Origin of the sequence: Marinobacter sp., assembly GCF_965229985.1 — a bacterium.
In the GTDB taxonomy this organism is placed as follows: domain Bacteria; phylum Pseudomonadota; class Gammaproteobacteria; order Pseudomonadales; family Oleiphilaceae; genus Marinobacter.
Genome location: NZ_OZ245935.1, coordinates 3,917,260 through 3,933,589, shown reverse-complemented (window position 1 = coordinate 3,933,589; position 16,330 = coordinate 3,917,260). Strand labels below are relative to the sequence as shown.

Here is a 16,330-nt window from a genome sequence, read left to right as displayed (position 1 = left end):
TGCCTATCGTGCTTTAGCTACAGGTATCGTCGCCGGTATATGTGGGGGGCGTAGATGCATCCGCAGCCGCCGTATAGATTACAGTACAATCACTATCGATCGTGAACGTTGCTGTTCCCGGAGTACCACCAGCCGTTGCGGTGTAAGCAGGCGCATTGGAAACATCAATTTGTGCAGCAGATGTAATCCCACCGGCGGACGGAGCAGGATAACCAAACTCAAGATTTACGCTCGCGCCATCCAACGCTACTGAAGAAGTAGCCGCTGTTTGATCACAAGTTGAGCTCGCCAAACACGCTGCCCGTGTTATTGAGCTAGCGGACTTCATGGCTCCTAATATACCTTGCCGAGTGGCCGACTCAGCATCGCCACCAAAATCCGCAAACCGCGGCAAAGCAAACGCCGCCAAAATTCCCAGAATTACAATCACCATGACCAGCTCGATCAGGGTGAAACCTTTTTCTTTTCTTGCCGCAATGGCTGTCATCGCTTTCATGGTATTACTCCGTTTTTATCGCCAATTGGCTTTGAGGTTTATCAGTTGATGGTTGTGGTTATTTCGCCAGTATCAGCATCATAAGCAATGGTGCTGCCCTGGTTGTCGGCTTGATAAGTGAATACACAGTTTCCACCCGTGATCGAAATCGCGTATTCGGGATTGGTGCCGTTCACAGTGGGGGCATTGGATTGCAGAACACCCAGCCAGACTTCCTCGCACTTGGTGGCATCCATCGTGGGGCTGGTATCGTCTGAGGCAACGGAGGTCGGCCAGCCATCATCACTGACATCCACATTGTCGTTACCAAAGCCCACCACATTCGTTTCCGCAGCGGTGAAGCCGTTGGATACCCACTGGGTTTTTGCCAATGCAACACCCGCTGCCAGAGCCCCCGCAGTTGCCCGAATACTGGACTGATGCGCCTGCTCGGAAAGCTGAGCAAATCGTGGCAATGCAAACGCTGCCAAAATCGCAAGTATGGCAATGACAACCACCAGCTCAATGAGGGTGAAACCCTGCTGTTTTTTCGTTCTCGTATCCCGCTTCATAGCATCGGCCTCTTTACGGTTTCTTCATCCGTCTGGTCAGCGTTGCGCATCCTGCGTTTGCGCTGCTTCTTCTGTCAACGACACCGGGGCCAGTTTTAGCCCCGTCAGCCGTTCTTCCTGCTCCCGCGCACCATTCCCGTTGCGGTCTGCAAATTCCGTTGTCACTGTCCAGGCCAGAGGCTGCTCTTCATTGGCTTGCCGACTGTCTATGGTTATCGGCTGCCCCGGGTTATAAATTAACCAGCCTTTGGGCCCGTTTTCTGTCTCTTTTTGTTCGCCAACCCGGAAACACCAAGTTGCTGGGGTCAGTTGTTCGGGCTGGCATCGCCCTCCGTAATTGCCCCACTGGTGTTCCACCAGTTCAAACGGGTTGATACCCCGGTGCTCGGCAAGACGGCCGTCACGGCTCAGCATCACTTCTGCGCCCTTGATCACCAGGGCCGATCTCAGCTGACTGATTACCATGTTGGCGGCCCGTTCTTCGGCGTTTCGGGCTTCCCGTTCCAGCACGCCGAGCAAAAACCACCAGAGCACTCCAAGAACGGCCAGCACTGCCGCCAAGCGGAACCTGCGCGACATCGCCAGTCCGGTGGCGTCTGAAATCCGTGCCGCTGGCACTCAGCCCCGCCCCATGGCGGCGGCCCCCAGGTCCCAGATCGGGAGGAACACGCCCAGTGCCAGAATCAATACCAGGATGCCCATGGCCACAATCAGTATCGGTTCAATCGACTCCGCCAACCTTTTGAGGCCGTAATCCACATCCTCATCGTAAAAATCCGCCACGTTGTTGAGCATGTCGTCCACAGAACCGGTTTCCTCCCCCACCGCAATCATCTGCAGAATCAGCGGGGTGAACATTTCGCTGTGTCTGGCTGTTCTGAGAAGGCTCTCGCCCCGCTCGATGCCGGCGCGCATATCTTTAATATGAATCGAGATCCAGGCGTTATCCGTTGTGTCAGCCACCACGGTTAACGCGGTTGTTACGGGCATGCCGGCGGACAGCATGGTAGCAAAGTTCCTCGCGAACCGACTGAGCGTGATCAATTCCAGCAACGGTCCGATAATCGGCAACCTGAGCTTGTAACGATCCCAGGTAAGCCGGCCCTGTTCCGACTGTTTCCACTGCCGCAGCAACAGGCCGCCAGCGGCAACGGCGAACAGCATCACGTACCAGTAGGCCAGGAGGAAATTGGAAGTACCCACCAGGACCTGTGTCAGGAACGGCAGGTCCGCCCCCAGCTTGTTGAACACCGCAGCGAATTTCGGGATAACCAGAAAGTTCACGATCATCAAAGCCGATAACAGGGCAATGATGACGAAGGTCGGGTAACGCATGGCCTGTTTGAGGCGCCGCTTGGTGTCCCGCTCCAGCTCAAGGATTTCTGACAGGCGCCGGAAAGCGTCGTCCAGCATCCCGGTGTTCTCACCCACGTGGATCATGGCGATGAACAGCTCCGAGAAAACCTTCGGGTGCGCCTGCATCGCCGTCGCCATGGTTGTGCCGCCTTCAAGCCGGGTGGTCACATCCTCCAGCACTTCCGCCAACACCGGTGAGCGGGTGGTCTCCGCCAGGCCGCGCATGGTTCGGATCAGGGGGATGCCAGCCTTGGTCAGCGCATGCATCTGTCGGCAGAACACTATCAATTCATCAAGGGTGACCTTCTTACGGAAGATCGGTAGCCGGTTCAGTCGATCAACAACCGACTCTGTTTCCTCAACCTCCCGGATAGAAAGCGGGGTAATACCCCGGCGCATCAGCTCAGTGGCAGCGGCATCGGCATTGGGAGCGCCCAGCAAACCCTGCTGGACACTGCCACGATCATCTTTGCCCCGGTAGCTGAACTGCATCAGGCACCTCCCCCAACAGGTTCATCTGGCAAGGGAATCTCATCGTCTGGCGAGAATTCGCCTTCTGAGGTTGCTGCCACCCTTGCCACTTCTTCCAGCGTGGTGGTGCCCTGTAACGCAAAGTCCATGGCGCATTGCCCCAGCGGCCGGTACAGAGGGCTCAGGCGGGCCGCTTTAGTGAACTCCGAGACATCCTGGCGACGCAGGGCATCAAGCATGGCCTCGTTCATTTCGAGCATTTCGTAAACGCCAATCCGGCCCTTGTAGCCCGTGTTGCTGCACTGGTAGCAACCTCGGCCATGCACGAACCCGGCTTCCATATCCAGGGGATCCAGATCAAAGCTGCGCAGCCAGACCAACTCCTGCTCAGTGGGCGCGTAGGCCTCGGCGCAGTTATCACAGACCCGCCGTACCAGACGCTGAGCAACAACACCGAGCAGGGAGCTGGCCACCAGAAAGGGTTCCGCGCCCATATCGATCAGCCGCATGGCGCTGCTGATGGAGTCGTTGGTGTGCAGGGTGGAGAGCACCAGGTGGCCAGTCATGGCCGCCCGCAGGCCAATTTCCACGGTCTCGCGATCCCGCATCTCGCCCACCAGGATCACGTCCGGGTCCTGTCGCAGGGCGGCCCTGAGAACATTGGCGAACTCCAGACCGATCTTCGGGTTCACCTGTACCTGGGTAATCCGGGGCAGTCGGTATTCCACCGGGTCCTCGGCAGTGATGATCTTCACTTCAGGGCGGTTCAGTTCCGTGAGGGCACCATAGAGCGTGGTGGTTTTACCACTACCGGTAGGACCGGTAACGAGAATCATGCCGTGGGGCTTTTTGATCATCCTGCGGAACCGTTCCAGCAACTGACCCGGCATCCCGGTGCCGTCGAGGTTCAGCATGCCCTGGCTCTGGTCCAGCAGACGCATCACCACCGATTCGCCGTATTGAACCGGCATGGTGGACACCCGCACGTCGATACTGCGGCCCTTCACCCGGACGTTGAAGCGCCCATCCTGGGGCATCCTCTTCTCGGAGATATTCAGGCCGGCCATCAGCTTCAGGCGCAGGACCAGCGCGGCATTGACCCGCTTCTCCTTCATTACCTGTTCCTGAAGCACGCCATCCACCCGCTGCCGGATGCGGACCACTGTTTCGTCCGGCTCGATGTGAATGTCCGAACTGCGGGCCTGAACGGCGTCCTCGAACAGTGTTTGCAGAAGCTTGACCACCGGCGCCTCAGCGCTTTCAGATTCGGCGGACAGATCCGCCAGATCGAAGGCATCGTCGCCCAGTTCGTCTTCCAGCTCCTCCGCCAGGGACGCGATCTCATCGGTCCGCCGGTATACCAGATCCAGGGTGCTCAGCAGCTCGCTTTCCCGCACCACCGCCTGTTTGATGGGCTGCTTGAGAATGCGGACCAGCTCATCGTAGGCAAAGATGTCCAGGGGGTCGGCCATGCCCACCAGCAATTCGCCGCCATGCTCCGCCAGCACAATACTGCGGAACCGACGGGCCATGGCTTCCGGGAGTTTTTTTACCAGCTCGTTGTTGAACTGATAGTGGCGCAACTGCACGAAAGGCACATCGAGCTGACGGGACAGGATATTGAGCAGGCTGTCCTCGTCCACGTAGCCAAGATCCGTCAGCGTCTTGCCAAGCTTGCGTCCGGTGCTTTTCTGCTCGCGCAGGGCGGTCATCAACTGCTGTTCAGTAATGACATCATTCTGAACCAGCAGGTCGCCTAACCGGACTTTCTTTTTCGGCTCTGTCGTCATCATCCCGCCTGCAACGCTTTCAGTCGTTCACGAACATAATCCGCCAGGGACGGCGAAAGCCCGGGTAGCTGGGCAGCCTGGCTGTAGGCCCGGACCGCACTGATGATCTCGCCCCCTGTCTCCAGGGCAATCGCCAGGCCCACCCACCAGGCTGCACGGCTGTCGTCCTCGGCAATGAGAGCCGACCAGTGTCGGGCCGAGTCGGTATTGCGGCCTGCCTGCTGCAGCAGGGTCGCCAGGGTTACCCGATACTCCACGTTCTGGCGCACAGCGGGCACACTGAGCTCAAGTGCAGTGATTGCGTCAGGCAACCTGCCCTTGGCGTGAAGCGCCCGGGCCCTGAGAAGCCGCAGACCGGCATCACCGTTCGTCACCGATTCCGGAAGCCATGCCAGTGCCCTGTCCGGCATTTCCTGAACCAACATCTGACGCGCGAACACTTCCCGGCTGGCAATCGCCGCCTGAGTCGCGGCCAGTTCCTGCAATTTTTGCTCGGCTTCCAGGGTATCCCCGCTTCTGAGTAAAGACGCCAGTTCGCGGCTAACCCGGCGATCGATAGCTTCGGACGTCTCACGGACCTGCTTCACCGACGGCGTTGGTGCCTCTGTCTCCTGGGCAGACTTGCTCTCTGCCACCACGGGCTCACTGACAGCGTCTTCATGGTTGGAAGTCTGGCGTCTAACCGGTTCGGGCGTTGGCTCTGACACGACCGTCTCGGCTGCTTCCATAGCTTTGGGTTCAGGCTGTACCACGGCAGGGGGCTCAGGAGCTGGTGGCAGCTGGCTGACCGGCTCATTCTCGACCCCGGACACAGCTGGCTCGATGGTTTCTTGCCCACCACCCACAGACTGAGAATCAGTTGAACTCTTTTCGGTTCCGGCATCCTGATCAATTGGCGGTGCCATGACGGTTTTCGGCACTGGCGAGGCGCTCACCTCGACAGGCATCTCTTCACTGCCGGTCCGAGTCATGAACCAGAAGACAGACGCGCCAACCAAGCCCGCGGCGAAGAGCAATACGACGGCCCACAACCCGGAACGTGGGCGGCCCCGCGATTGCGACTGCCCCGCATAGGTCGCGGCCACCTCCGGTCGGTTCTGACGTTGTTCTGCAGCACGCAGGGCATCGTTCAGGAGGCTCATAACCACCTCCCGATCAGGCCCGGGGAACGGACGCTCTCGGTATCGCGGATAGCCTGCAGGGCATGGCCTCGCTCAATAAGACGGTCACCCCTGCCCCATGCCGCCAGCATGGATTTGTGAGCAAGAATATTTACCAGCCTTGGAATACCGCCGGAGGCCCGGGTGATCAGCCGAAGCGCAGCCGGGGCAAACAGATCGGCGCCGTTGTAACCGGCCTGGGCCAGGCGATGGCGCAGATACTGGGCAACCGAGTTGCGGTCCAGCGGAGCAAGGCGATAGTGGAACGTGATGCGCTGGTTCAGTTGGCGCAGGCTCTGCTTCCGGAGCAAGACATCCAGCTCGGGCTGGCCAAACAGGACCACCTGCAGCAGCCGGACACTCTCGGTCTCGAGGTTCGTGAGCAGGCGCAACGCCTCAATGGTCTCTTCCGGCATTGCCTGGGCCTCATCGATCACCAGGACGACCGGCTTCTGCTCCATGGCGTGGGCAATCAACCGTTCGTTGATGGCCTTGAGAACCTGGTGGGCATTGACACACCCGGACATATCCACACCCAGCTCTTCGGCCACCGCTTCATAAAGGGTATCCGGGGTAAGCTGGGGATTGGGAATATAGGCTGTGTAGGCATTCTGCTCGAGTTCATTGAGCAAAAGCCGGCACAACAGGGTTTTGCCTGTGCCGACTTCTCCGGAGATCTTGATGAAGCCCTCCCGCTCTTTCAAGGCCACAAGCAACAGTTCCAGCGCATCGCCATGGCTAGGCGCCCGCAGAAAATAGCGGGTGTTGGGCGTCAATGCGAACGGTGCTTCCTGCAGTCCGAAATGGGCTTCGTACATGCTATCGAACGGCTTTCTCCGGTTCCGGTGTGACGGATTCAGACGATTGCAGCAACTCGCGCAGCACATTCATGCGCTCCCGGCTGGCAGAAACATCCGCGTTCATCTCCGGCGTTCCGGCCACAACCGGGCGAAGAAGGATGACCAGCTCGCTCTTGCGCGACTGGAACCGCCGCTGCTTGAACAATTCCCCCACCAGCGGGATCTCGCTGAAGAAAGGAACCGCGGAATTGTTGTCCTCACTGGAGTTCTGGATCAGACCACCGATGACCACGATCTGCCCGCTCTCGGCACGGATCACGCTGTCGGTTTCACGAACCGTGCTGCTGGCCAGGGGCAGCGTAACGTCCCGCTCGCCGATGGTGATCACCTTTTCCTGATCGTTCACCTCACTGACAGAGGGATGCACGTGCAGGGTGATGACGCCGTTTTCGGAAATCTGAGGGGTCACATCCAGCGAAATGCCGGAGAAAAACGGGGTGAGCTCCACCGAGGTGGATGTCGAATCCGTCGCTGTTACGGCGGAATTGTTGTCATCAAAATCAATGTCGGTCACGAAGAACTCGTCGGTGCCCACCTTGATCACGGCTTTCTGATTGTTCACCGTTGAGATGCGGGGGCTGGAAAGAATCTGCACGTTGCCCTGTTCGCCAAGCAACTCAATCAGGCCGGTGAAGTCGCCAGCCCGCACGCTGGCAGAAAACAGGCCTCCAATATCGGAGGTCTGAATGACCTGGCCGGCCAAAGCCTGCGCGGTGAAGTCCTCAGGCAGACCGTCCGAGGCGGTAATGCTCGACGCACTCTGGATATCCGACCAGTTGATCCCCTGCTGGTAGCCCTCGTTAAGCGCGATCTCCAGGATCTTCGCTTCCAGGATCACCTGGCGTTGCATAATCAACTCGGTGCGGCGCAGATACTCCTCAACCATGCGCAAATCCTCGGAACCAGCCCGGACCATCACCAGGCCTGCGCCCGGATTGACGATAACCTGCTGGCCATCATCGCCACCGACAATCATGGTCAACGCGCTCTGAATGTCCTGCCAGAAATCCGAAGCCGTTTCCGTGGAAATGGTTGTTCCCACCAGGTTGCGGGTCTCGCCCGAACCAGTGCTGTCTCCATTACTGTTAGAGCTACCGGAACTGCCACTGCGAGCACCTGTCACCTGACCGGAGCTTACCCTGGTCTCCGAGCCGCCCTTGCGCTTGAAATGCAGGTAATCAATTGGGAACAGCCGGGTCTGGATCTGGTCTGCCTGAACCCGGAACAACCGGCCACTGCGGCGGACATCCAGGCCATAAAGATCACCGGCAATATCCATCACTTCCGGTACGGTGACATCACCCAGCCGGAGATCGATACTGGCACTGACATCGGGATGAACCACCACGTTGTAGCGGGTCCCCTCCACCAGCGATTCAAAGAAGCTTGCCGCCGGCACGCCCCGGGCATTGACGTCGAAACGTTCGTCCAGATCGGCGCCGCCGGACAGTGGCGGCAGCAATGCTGCGCTTACGTCCGCAGGCAAAGGCGTAGAAACCTGGCCCGCGGTAGTCGCTGCCGGTTCTGTCTGCGCAGCCTCTTCGAGGCTTCGATCAATGGCATCGGCAGCATCGGTTGAGGTGGCCGTTGCCGAGCGCATCAACGGGTTGTTACTGCAGGCCGACAACATCAGGCTAAGAGCCAGTGCACCGGTGATTTTAAACGTTGTCATCAGTATCCGATTATCTGTCATTGAGTTCCCCGAACCTGCGGAAGTCTCTCCAGGTACAACACCCGTTCGCGGCCGTTATCCGTTACCAGAACCCGATCGGCAAAAATCCGGATAACCCGCACGTTGTCAAAACCCTGGCCTTCCCTGAGGGCCTCACCTTCAATAACGGCGACTCGTCTGTCCTTGCTGAAAAGAATGGAATCCAGAGCCAGAGCCCTCTCTGGCGCCGGCTTGGCCACTGTTGCCTGAGGACCAGGTGGCCGCGTGGGATCCTGCAACCCCTGGGCCGCGCCCGGAAAAAAAACCAGCGAGCCTACGGCCAGGAACACCCACCTGCAAGTCAGGACACTCAAGCGCTTGCTCATCTCACACCCCCAGCCAGGCCTGATCCAGGCTCAGTGTTTGCACCCTGATGATGGCCTCACCCGAGGGCCAGTCTCCCGCGCTGTACTCCAGCCTGATCCAGCCGAGCCGCTCATCCATCGCCTCGAGCCGCTGCAGGTAACTCAGCACATCAAGGTAGCTTCCCTTGATCCGGAGCTCGACATCGTGGGCATACAGCAGTGGCTCAGGCCTCGCCTGCTGTTCCTGAGCAGACTGCTCGGTTGCTCCCGGTGCGAAGACCGGGGTCGGAGTCTGTAATTCGAGGACCTGCAACTCCAGCGACTCCTGGGCGGCCAGAATATTCCTGAGCAATGCCACCATAGCCGTGGGTGCGATCAATTGCCCAGTGGTATCCGCAATCTGCTGATTGAGCCGTTCCAGTCTTTGTTGCCGGGCGTTTAACTGGTTGCGCAGTTCCCGGGAGGGATCGGTCGCGAGCTGGGCATTGAGCGTCTGCTGCTGTGCCAGCAGGTCATCGCGACTGGCGGACAGGGTCTGGAGGCGATTCTCCAGGCTATGGTGCCGTTGCTGCAATGGCGTAACCGCAAGCTCCCAGACCAGAACCAGGACAAGCACCATCGCCGTCAGCAGTATAAGTGCCCGCTCACGAATCGGGCGCAGGTTATACCACTGCGCCGCCCGTGCAAGGGAGGTGTTGGGCGCATCCGCCATCAGTCGCCCTCCCCGTCGCGTTTACTGGAGACATGAAAATCGATCCACCTGCCTTCCTCCGACCGTGACAACCGGAACACACCAAATGTTTTTCCGGCAAAGTCCGCTTCGTCGCCCAGATTTTCAAGGTATAGGGGTACCAGAGCACTATCACGGCTGCGCCCTGCAATGGTGACTTTGTCCGGGCCCGACTCGAGAGTGACTTCGGTTAGCCAGACATCTTTCGGGATCTGCCGGGCCAATGCTGACAATTGTGGCGAGAAATTGCGGCCTTCCGAGAGTACCAGGCTCTCCACCCGTTCCAGCAAACGCTGGCGACGTGCAAGGGTCTGGGTTACTCGATTCAGAGCCACCTCCACTTCTGCATCCGGCTGACGAGCTTGAACCGCTGCCGAAAGCTCCGCCACAGCCTGCTCGAGCTGCTGATTCTGTCGATCCAGGCGCGAGGCCTTATTGGCCATTACGGAATTCTCATAGGTCAGGAAACCGGCCACGAGCGCAACCAGCACCAATCCCATAAGCAGAACACCAACCGCCGTTCCCGCCTGGAGTCTTTCCTTTTTGGGGCGAAGCTCATCGGTGTACAGGTTGACCTGCTGAATCATCGGTGAGCATCCTCCAGAATTGGCAGCCCTGCGCTCCAGGCCGGCAGGCAACGACTGTCCAGATCAGCCTGGAGACCGAGAGCCCCCCAATCGAGGGTTTCAATTCCAGCGGCCACATAGGAGGAAAGCATCGAGGCGAGCGGAAGGACGCTGTCACGGGCAACAAGACGGATCATCGCCGGCGGAACCTGGCCCAATTGGCTTTCGTAATAGTCCAGCGAACGCTGCATTTCCAGAGCCAACGACTGAACGGCCGACTCCTGGCGAGCAGCATCACGGAGGTCCTCGGAGGTGACATCAAGCCGACGGGACAAGTACAACGTGTTGTCCTTGCAAATCACCATCTGGCCGTAGTTCTCTTTCAGATGGACCAGCGCCGCGCCGCGCCGGTTTTCATCCAGCCTGCAAACCAGGTTTCGCAACGCCAGTTCGGCAATATCAATTCGCACCAGTTCCAGGCCAGCTTCCTGCACCAGCGCAATCAGCTCCGAGACCAGAGCTCTTCTGGCGGCTACCACGTTGACCAGTTCACCACGGCCTCGAGAAGCGTCCTTCGGAAACGGGAATACATCGGAGACCGCCTCAGACGGGCTGAAATCCAGAAAATCCTTCAGCTTCCACTTCAGCGCATCGCCCAGCTCCGATTCCTCGATGCCTTCCGGACGATCCATCTGGAATACCTGGTACTGATCCAGAGGCAGAACAAGAGTCGTCGCAGCACCAGCCCAGCTATGATTCTCCACCAACTCACCAAGCGCCGCCTGACGCCTGGCAGGCAGACAATCAGTAAATCCCGACCTCGCGGCACCGGGCCCACCTGATTCCGACCAGGCAATGCCGTCGGGACGAATCTCCAGACACACCCGCAGCCGTGCCCCGGAGCGTCTGAACAGACCGGTCAGTTTTCTCAGTATTGGTGTCTTTGTCATGGAGTCCGTTGAAAAAGGATCCGAAGGCCACTCGCCAGCCTAAAGTCATTATTATGCTGCCCAAAAAACAGGCGCTTTTTACAATGGATTACATGATAGATGAGAAACTGAACGTAACTCCACGTTTTTTTGATTGATTTCACATCGTTTTTGCAAGTCCGTAACAATAAAGCCCCCGCAAAGCGGAGGCTTTATTCACTTCGGATGGTCAGATTCCGTTGCACTATGCGTCAGAAGGGAATGTCATCGTCAAAGTCGTCAACCGGCTCGGGCATACTGCCCTGCGAGGGCTGATTGCTGTAGCCACCGGACTGCGGCGGCGGGTTGTTCTGCTGTCCCGCCGGTGCATTGTAGCCAGACTGCTGGGGCCGTCCTGCCGGCGCGCCCTGGCTCATTCCGCCTTCGCCGCCACGGCTGTCCAGCATCTGCATCTGGCCATTGATATCCACCACAACCTCGGTGGTGTATACATCCTGCCCTTCCTTGTTCTGCCATTTGCGGGTCTGCAGCTTGCCCTCGATGTAGACCTTTGAGCCTTTACGCAGGTACTGGCCGGCCACTTCGGCGATCTTGCCGAACATGACAACCCGATGCCATTCGGTTTTCGGCACCAGCTGACCGGTCTGACGATCCTTGTAGCTTTCGTCCGTTGCAAGGTTCAGGTTCACAACGGCATTGCCGTTAGGGGTGTAGCGGGTATCCGGGTCCTGTCCCAGATTACCGATGAGAATTACCTTGTTTACGCCTCGTGCCATTTTCTGCTCCTGACTCTGTTTTCAGGGACGCCCGCGCTCCGTGCGTGCCTCCGGATTTCAAGAATTGTTAGCCTGCCGGACAAAAGAAAAGTCCGCAAGTGACGCTTCATCAAATTGCTGCCGATCCACCTTAAGATAAGCGGTGGCAGCCTCCTCCACAATCACAACATCCTGCACGCCGGGGAGGCGGCGGAGATTGTCATCGATGTCGTCGTACTGCTCGTTCATTACCTGCTGCAACTGTACCACGAAACTGGTGGTATGACCGGGCGCCGGCATGGTGAACGCCACCAGCAACCAAAGACCAAGCACCACCACCATAAACCAGAGCACACTCTGGATTCCGCCACTCTCCAATAGAAAGCCGCCCAGGGCGCCCCCCAGAAACGCGCCCATGAACTGGGAAGTGGAATAGACACCCATCGCCGTTCCCTTACTGGCGGCCGGCGACTCCTTGCTGATCAGCGACGGCAGGCTGGCCTCAAGCAGATTGAAAGCCATGAAGAAGAAAAACAGAACGGCCCAGGCAGCAACCAGGCTACCAGACACGCCGTTAAATCCGGCGGTTGCCAATGTAAGCAGTGCAATCGCCCCAACCAGAACCGGCTTCATCTTGCGCTTTTTCTCACCAATGATGATGAAGGGCACCATCGCAAAGAAAGACATTACCATCACGCTCAGGTAGAACCACCAGTGAGAACTGGTGGCAAGCCCGAACTGATTCTGCAGCATGGAAGGAAACACCAGAAACAGGGCGGTCAAGACCAGGTGCAGGGCAAAAATACCGAAATCCAGCCTCAGCAGGCGCCCGTCTGAAAGCACCCGCCCCAGCATCTCCCTGGCGGGATGAGTGTCGGCGCTGGTTTTATGTTGGTGGGGAGTTGGAACCAGGCGGTTGACGATCACTAGAGCGACCACCGCAAGCGCCGCCGTCGCATAGAAAATCCCGGACAGTCCCCACCAGGCGCCAAGAAGGGGGCCAAGCACCAACGAGACCGAAAAGGACAAGCCAATCGTGATGCCCACCGTCGCCATGGCCTTGGTCCGCTCTTCCTCTCGGGTCAGGTCACTGAGCAACGCCATCAGAACACTGGCGATGGCACCGGCGCCCTGAAGAATCCGACCGGCAATCACAACGTATATGGAGTCCGTGGCCGCGGCCAGAAGACTTCCAGCGGCAAATAATACGAGCCCGATGTAGATCATGCGCTTACGGCCGACCCGGTCAGACAGCATGCCAAAGGGAATCTGTAACAGCGCCTGGCTCAGGCCGTAGGCGCCTATGGCAAACCCCAGGAGAGCCGGCGTTGCATCCTTGAGGTCTTCGCCAAGCAGCATGAAAACCGGCAGCACCATGAACAGTCCGAGCATGCGCATGGCGTAGACAGACGCCAGGGCCGATACGGAGCGTTTTTCCAGCGCATTCATGGCAATTACGTACCTCAGCCGGGGTTGAAAGCGGTCAGATTGAGGGCAGATACCCTTCGCAGGCGGCGCATTGTAGCAGAAGGCGCCCTCACGGGGGACAGGTGGCGTGGCCCGGGCCCAGGTATCATTTTCGCCGCAGCGGGCCCAACGCGGTATAATTTTCGTTTTTATCCGAGCGAGGTGTTATGGACCATATCCAGATCAAAGGGGCGCGAACCCACAACCTGAAGAACATCGACCTGGATATGCCAAGGGACAAGCTCATCGTGATCACCGGCCTCTCCGGTTCCGGTAAATCCTCCCTTGCCTTCGACACCCTCTATGCCGAGGGTCAGCGCCGCTACGTGGAATCGCTGTCCACCTATGCCCGCCAGTTTCTCTCGATGATGGAGAAGCCGGATGTGGACCATATCGAAGGCCTGTCGCCCGCCATATCCATCGAGCAGAAGTCCACCTCCCACAACCCGCGCTCGACAGTCGGCACCATCACCGAAATATACGATTACCTGCGCCTGCTCTTTGCCCGAGCCGGCGAGCCCCGATGCCCCGACCATGGCCAACCCCTGGAAGCTCAGACCGTCAGCCAGATGGTGGACCAGGTGGTTGCCATGCCGGAAGACAGCAAGCTGATGATCCTGGCACCGGTGATCCGGGACCGGAAAGGTGAGCACCTCCAGGTTATCGAAACCATGCGCAGCCAGGGCTTCATCCGCCTGCGGGTGGACGGAACCGTTTACGACATTGACGATGTCCCGGCCCTGGACAAGAAACGCAAACACCAGATTGATGTGGTCGTTGATCGGTTCAAGGTTAAACCGGGCCTGGAGCAGCGCCTGGCAGAGAGCTTCGAGACCGCCCTGCAGCTGGCGGACGGTATTGCCCTGGTAGCCCCAATGGCCGGCGAAGGCGAAGAACACACCTTCTCCGCTCGTTACGCCTGCACCCAATGCGGCTACGCCCTGAGCGAACTCGAGCCAAAACTGTTTTCCTTTAACAATCCCGCAGGCGCCTGCCCAACCTGCGACGGCCTGGGCGTCAAACAGTTCTTCGATCCAGAGAAAATTGTCCATCACCCGGAGGCGACGCTGGCATCCGGGGCCATCAAGGGGTGGGATCGCCGGGCCGTCTATTACTTCCAGATGCTGGGCAGTGTGGCAGACCATTACGGTATCGACCTCGAAACACCCTGGGAGGACCTACCCGAAGACTTCCGCAACGTACTGCTGTTTGGCTCAGGCGATGAAGACATTCCTTTCCGCTACGTGAACTCCCGTGGCCATATCATGGAGAAGGCTCATCCCTTCGAGGGCATTCTGCCTAACCTTGAGCGGCGTTACCGTGAGACCGACTCACAGAGCATGCGGGAGGAACTGGCTCGCAACCTCAGCACCCAACCGTGCAAGGAGTGCGGAGGTTCCCGGCTGCGCCGAAGCGCCCGCCATGTCTTTATTGAAGAAAACAATATTTCTGATGTTACCCACTTGCCGGTTGGCGAGGCCCACGATTACTTCGAAACCCTGGCGCTGCCGGGCCGGAAAGGCGAAATTGCCGAGAAAATACTGAAGGAAGTACGCCAGAGACTCCAGTTCCTGGTAAACGTGGGCCTGGAATACCTGACCCTCGAGCGCAGTGCCGACACCCTGTCCGGTGGCGAGGCCCAGCGTATTCGTCTGGCAAGCCAGATTGGCGCCGGGCTGGTGGGCGTCATGTACATTCTCGACGAACCGTCCATCGGGCTGCACCAGCGGGACAATGACCGGCTGCTGGCCACCCTCACCCACCTGCGGGACCTGGGCAACACCGTAATTGTCGTCGAACACGACGAGGACGCCATCCGCGCCGCCGATCACGTCATCGATATCGGGCCCGGCGCCGGCGTCCATGGCGGCCACGTCATCGGCCAGGGCACACCGCAACAGATCATCGACAACCCCGACTCTCTCACCGGCCAGTATCTGAATGGCACCCGGGAAATAGCCATTCCCAAGCAGCGCAATAAGGGCAGCGGAAAGTCGTTAACGCTGGCTGGCGCCACCGGCAACAACCTGAAAGACGTTACCCTGAACCTGCCCCTGGGAATCATGACCTGTATCACCGGCGTGTCCGGGTCGGGCAAGTCCACTCTGATCAACAGCACCCTGTATCCGGTGGCCGCCGCCAAACTCAACAAGGCCACCAGCCTGAATCATGCGCCGTACCAGTCACTCAAGGGACTGGATAACCTGGACAAAGTCATCGACATTGACCAGAGCCCCATCGGTCGCACACCACGCTCCAACCCGGCCACCTATACCGGCCTGTTCACCCCCATCCGCGAACTTTTCGCCGGAACCCAGGAGGCACGCTCCCGCGGCTACAAGCCCGGGCGGTTTTCCTTCAACGTCAAAGGTGGCCGATGCGAAGCCTGCCAGGGTGACGGCGTGATCAAAGTAGAAATGCACTTCCTGCCGGATGTCTACGTTCCCTGCGATGTCTGCAAGGGCAAGCGCTATAACCGTGAAACCCTCGAAGTGCGCTACAAGGGCAAGAACATCAACGAAGTGCTGGAAATGACCGTTGAGGAAGGGCGCGAATTCTTCGATGCCGTGCCTTTCCTGGCCCGCAAGCTCCAGACCCTGATGGATGTGGGCCTCTCCTATATCCGTCTGGGGCAAAGCGCAGTGACACTCTCAGGCGGCGAAGCCCAGCGGGTGAAGCTGGCCAAGGAATTGTCGAAACGGGATACCGGCAAAACCCTCTACATTCTGGACGAACCCACCACCGGCCTGCACTTCTATGACATCCAGCAACTGCTCAACGTTCTGGAGCGGCTACGTGATCACGGCAACACCATCGTGGTGATCGAGCACAATCTGGATGTAATAAAAACCGCAGATTGGATTGTCGACCTGGGCCCGGAAGGAGGCTCTGGCGGTGGCCAGATCATTGCCGAGGGAACGCCGGAGGAGGTTGCGGAGAACGCCGCTTCTCACACAGGCCGATATCTGAAGCCAATGCTGACGAAGTAATTGGCGAGCAATGCAAAACTCGGTCGGCCCGGGGGTGAGGGTGTATTTTCTGCCGGGAAAAGATGTCTGAGCGAAGCGAGTTATTTTCCCAAAGAAAATACACCCTCACCCCCGGGCCTGCCACCTAACCTGGAAGGCCACGAATTTCCTGAAATCCAGACACAAAAAAACCGGGAACCTCTCGGAACCCGGT

At 58.6% G+C, this 16,330-nt stretch carries 15 protein-coding genes; 1 reads left to right on the top strand and 14 read right to left on the bottom strand.

What is annotated here, in order from left to right:
* Positions 1-13: 13 nt before the first annotated feature.
* The 14 genes from ACO06L_RS18080 to ACO06L_RS18015 form a co-directional block, all read right to left on the bottom strand.
* The gene (locus ACO06L_RS18080; RefSeq protein ID WP_064230320.1) at positions 14-496 is read right to left on the bottom strand and encodes a type II secretion system protein; all 483 of its coding nucleotides are present in this window, start codon (positions 494-496) and stop codon (positions 14-16) included.
* A gap of 41 nt (positions 497-537) precedes the next feature.
* Positions 538-1,047: a type II secretion system protein gene (locus ACO06L_RS18075; protein ID WP_202348115.1), complete on the bottom strand. Its 510-nt coding sequence runs from the start codon at positions 1,045-1,047 to the stop codon at positions 538-540.
* A gap of 36 nt (positions 1,048-1,083) precedes the next feature.
* A complete protein-coding gene (locus tag ACO06L_RS18070; RefSeq protein WP_227512881.1) occupies positions 1,084-1,626 on the bottom strand; it encodes a hypothetical protein in 543 nt (180 codons plus the stop codon).
* A gap of 39 nt (positions 1,627-1,665) precedes the next feature.
* A complete protein-coding gene (locus ACO06L_RS18065) occupies positions 1,666-2,895 on the bottom strand; it encodes a type II secretion system F family protein (protein WP_064230323.1) in 1,230 nt (409 codons plus the stop codon).
* Entirely contained in the window at positions 2,895-4,664 is a 1,770-nt protein-coding gene (locus ACO06L_RS18060; protein ID WP_064230324.1) for a GspE/PulE family protein, read from the bottom strand. The genes ACO06L_RS18065 and ACO06L_RS18060 overlap by 1 nt, the downstream gene beginning before the upstream one ends.
* On the bottom strand, positions 4,664-5,806 hold the full coding sequence (locus ACO06L_RS18055) for an MSHA biogenesis protein MshN (protein ID WP_202348116.1): 1,143 nt from the start codon (positions 5,804-5,806) through the stop codon (positions 4,664-4,666). The genes ACO06L_RS18060 and ACO06L_RS18055 overlap by 1 nt, the downstream gene beginning before the upstream one ends.
* Positions 5,803-6,642 carry an ExeA family protein gene (locus tag ACO06L_RS18050; protein ID WP_202348117.1) on the bottom strand — a complete coding sequence of 280 codons (840 nt, stop codon included), beginning with the start codon at positions 6,640-6,642 and terminating at the stop codon, positions 5,803-5,805. The genes ACO06L_RS18055 and ACO06L_RS18050 overlap by 4 nt, the downstream gene beginning before the upstream one ends.
* Before the next feature lies 1 nt (position 6,643).
* Complete coding sequence (gene mshL / locus ACO06L_RS18045) at positions 6,644-8,356, bottom strand: pilus (MSHA type) biogenesis protein MshL (RefSeq protein WP_082905247.1); 1,713 nt, start codon at positions 8,354-8,356, stop codon at positions 6,644-6,646.
* 17 nt (positions 8,357-8,373) lie between these two features.
* Positions 8,374-8,721: a hypothetical protein gene (locus ACO06L_RS18040; RefSeq protein WP_202348118.1), complete on the bottom strand. Its 348-nt coding sequence runs from the start codon at positions 8,719-8,721 to the stop codon at positions 8,374-8,376.
* A gap of 1 nt (position 8,722) precedes the next feature.
* Complete coding sequence (locus tag ACO06L_RS18035; RefSeq protein ID WP_202348119.1) at positions 8,723-9,412, bottom strand: type II secretion system protein GspM; 690 nt, start codon at positions 9,410-9,412, stop codon at positions 8,723-8,725.
* Positions 9,412-10,017: a PilN domain-containing protein gene (locus tag ACO06L_RS18030; RefSeq protein ID WP_227716069.1), complete on the bottom strand. Its 606-nt coding sequence runs from the start codon at positions 10,015-10,017 to the stop codon at positions 9,412-9,414. Before ACO06L_RS18030 ends, ACO06L_RS18035 begins: the two co-directional genes overlap by 1 nt.
* Positions 10,014-10,946 (bottom strand): biogenesis protein MshI, encoded by a 933-nt coding sequence (locus ACO06L_RS18025; RefSeq protein ID WP_202348120.1) that lies wholly within the window; start codon positions 10,944-10,946, stop codon positions 10,014-10,016. Before ACO06L_RS18025 ends, ACO06L_RS18030 begins: the two co-directional genes overlap by 4 nt.
* Before the next feature lie 230 nt (positions 10,947-11,176).
* Positions 11,177-11,701: a single-stranded DNA-binding protein gene (gene ssb, locus ACO06L_RS18020; RefSeq protein WP_008174919.1), complete on the bottom strand. Its 525-nt coding sequence runs from the start codon at positions 11,699-11,701 to the stop codon at positions 11,177-11,179.
* Between the two features lie 57 nt (positions 11,702-11,758).
* Complete coding sequence (locus ACO06L_RS18015) at positions 11,759-13,129, bottom strand: MFS transporter (RefSeq protein WP_064230332.1); 1,371 nt, start codon at positions 13,127-13,129, stop codon at positions 11,759-11,761.
* A 185-nt stretch (positions 13,130-13,314) separates the two neighbouring features.
* Between ACO06L_RS18015 and uvrA the strand changes: the two genes are divergently transcribed.
* Positions 13,315-16,137, top strand: coding sequence for an excinuclease ABC subunit UvrA (gene uvrA / locus ACO06L_RS18010; protein ID WP_202348121.1), 2,823 nt, complete (start codon positions 13,315-13,317; stop codon positions 16,135-16,137).
* Positions 16,138-16,330: the final 193 nt, after the last annotated feature.

What these genes read in the sequence shown, in the direction of transcription:
- ACO06L_RS18080 (WP_064230320.1), bottom strand. Translation starts at nt 496, where the DNA reads ATGAAAGCGATGACAGCCATTGCGGCAAGAAAAGAAAAAGGTTTCACC.
- ACO06L_RS18075 (WP_202348115.1), bottom strand. Translation starts at nt 1,047, where the DNA reads ATGAAGCGGGATACGAGAACGAAAAAACAGCAGGGTTTCACCCTCATT.
- ACO06L_RS18070 (WP_227512881.1), bottom strand. Translation starts at nt 1,626, where the DNA reads ATGTCGCGCAGGTTCCGCTTGGCGGCAGTGCTGGCCGTTCTTGGAGTG.
- ACO06L_RS18065 (WP_064230323.1), bottom strand. Translation starts at nt 2,895, where the DNA reads ATGCAGTTCAGCTACCGGGGCAAAGATGATCGTGGCAGTGTCCAGCAG.
- ACO06L_RS18060 (WP_064230324.1), bottom strand. Translation starts at nt 4,664, where the DNA reads ATGACGACAGAGCCGAAAAAGAAAGTCCGGTTAGGCGACCTGCTGGTT.
- ACO06L_RS18055 (WP_202348116.1), bottom strand. Translation starts at nt 5,806, where the DNA reads ATGAGCCTCCTGAACGATGCCCTGCGTGCTGCAGAACAACGTCAGAAC.
- ACO06L_RS18050 (WP_202348117.1), bottom strand. Translation starts at nt 6,642, where the DNA reads ATGTACGAAGCCCATTTCGGACTGCAGGAAGCACCGTTCGCATTGACG.
- mshL (WP_082905247.1), bottom strand. Translation starts at nt 8,356, where the DNA reads ATGACAACGTTTAAAATCACCGGTGCACTGGCTCTTAGCCTGATGTTG.
- ACO06L_RS18040 (WP_202348118.1), bottom strand. Translation starts at nt 8,721, where the DNA reads ATGAGCAAGCGCTTGAGTGTCCTGACTTGCAGGTGGGTGTTCCTGGCC.
- ACO06L_RS18035 (WP_202348119.1), bottom strand. Translation starts at nt 9,412, where the DNA reads ATGGCGGATGCGCCCAACACCTCCCTTGCACGGGCGGCGCAGTGGTAT.
- ACO06L_RS18030 (WP_227716069.1), bottom strand. Translation starts at nt 10,017, where the DNA reads ATGATTCAGCAGGTCAACCTGTACACCGATGAGCTTCGCCCCAAAAAG.
- ACO06L_RS18025 (WP_202348120.1), bottom strand. Translation starts at nt 10,946, where the DNA reads ATGACAAAGACACCAATACTGAGAAAACTGACCGGTCTGTTCAGACGC.
- ssb (WP_008174919.1), bottom strand. Translation starts at nt 11,701, where the DNA reads ATGGCACGAGGCGTAAACAAGGTAATTCTCATCGGTAATCTGGGACAG.
- ACO06L_RS18015 (WP_064230332.1), bottom strand. Translation starts at nt 13,129, where the DNA reads ATGAATGCGCTGGAAAAACGCTCCGTATCGGCCCTGGCGTCTGTCTAC.
- uvrA (WP_202348121.1), top strand. Translation starts at nt 13,315, where the DNA reads ATGGACCATATCCAGATCAAAGGGGCGCGAACCCACAACCTGAAGAAC.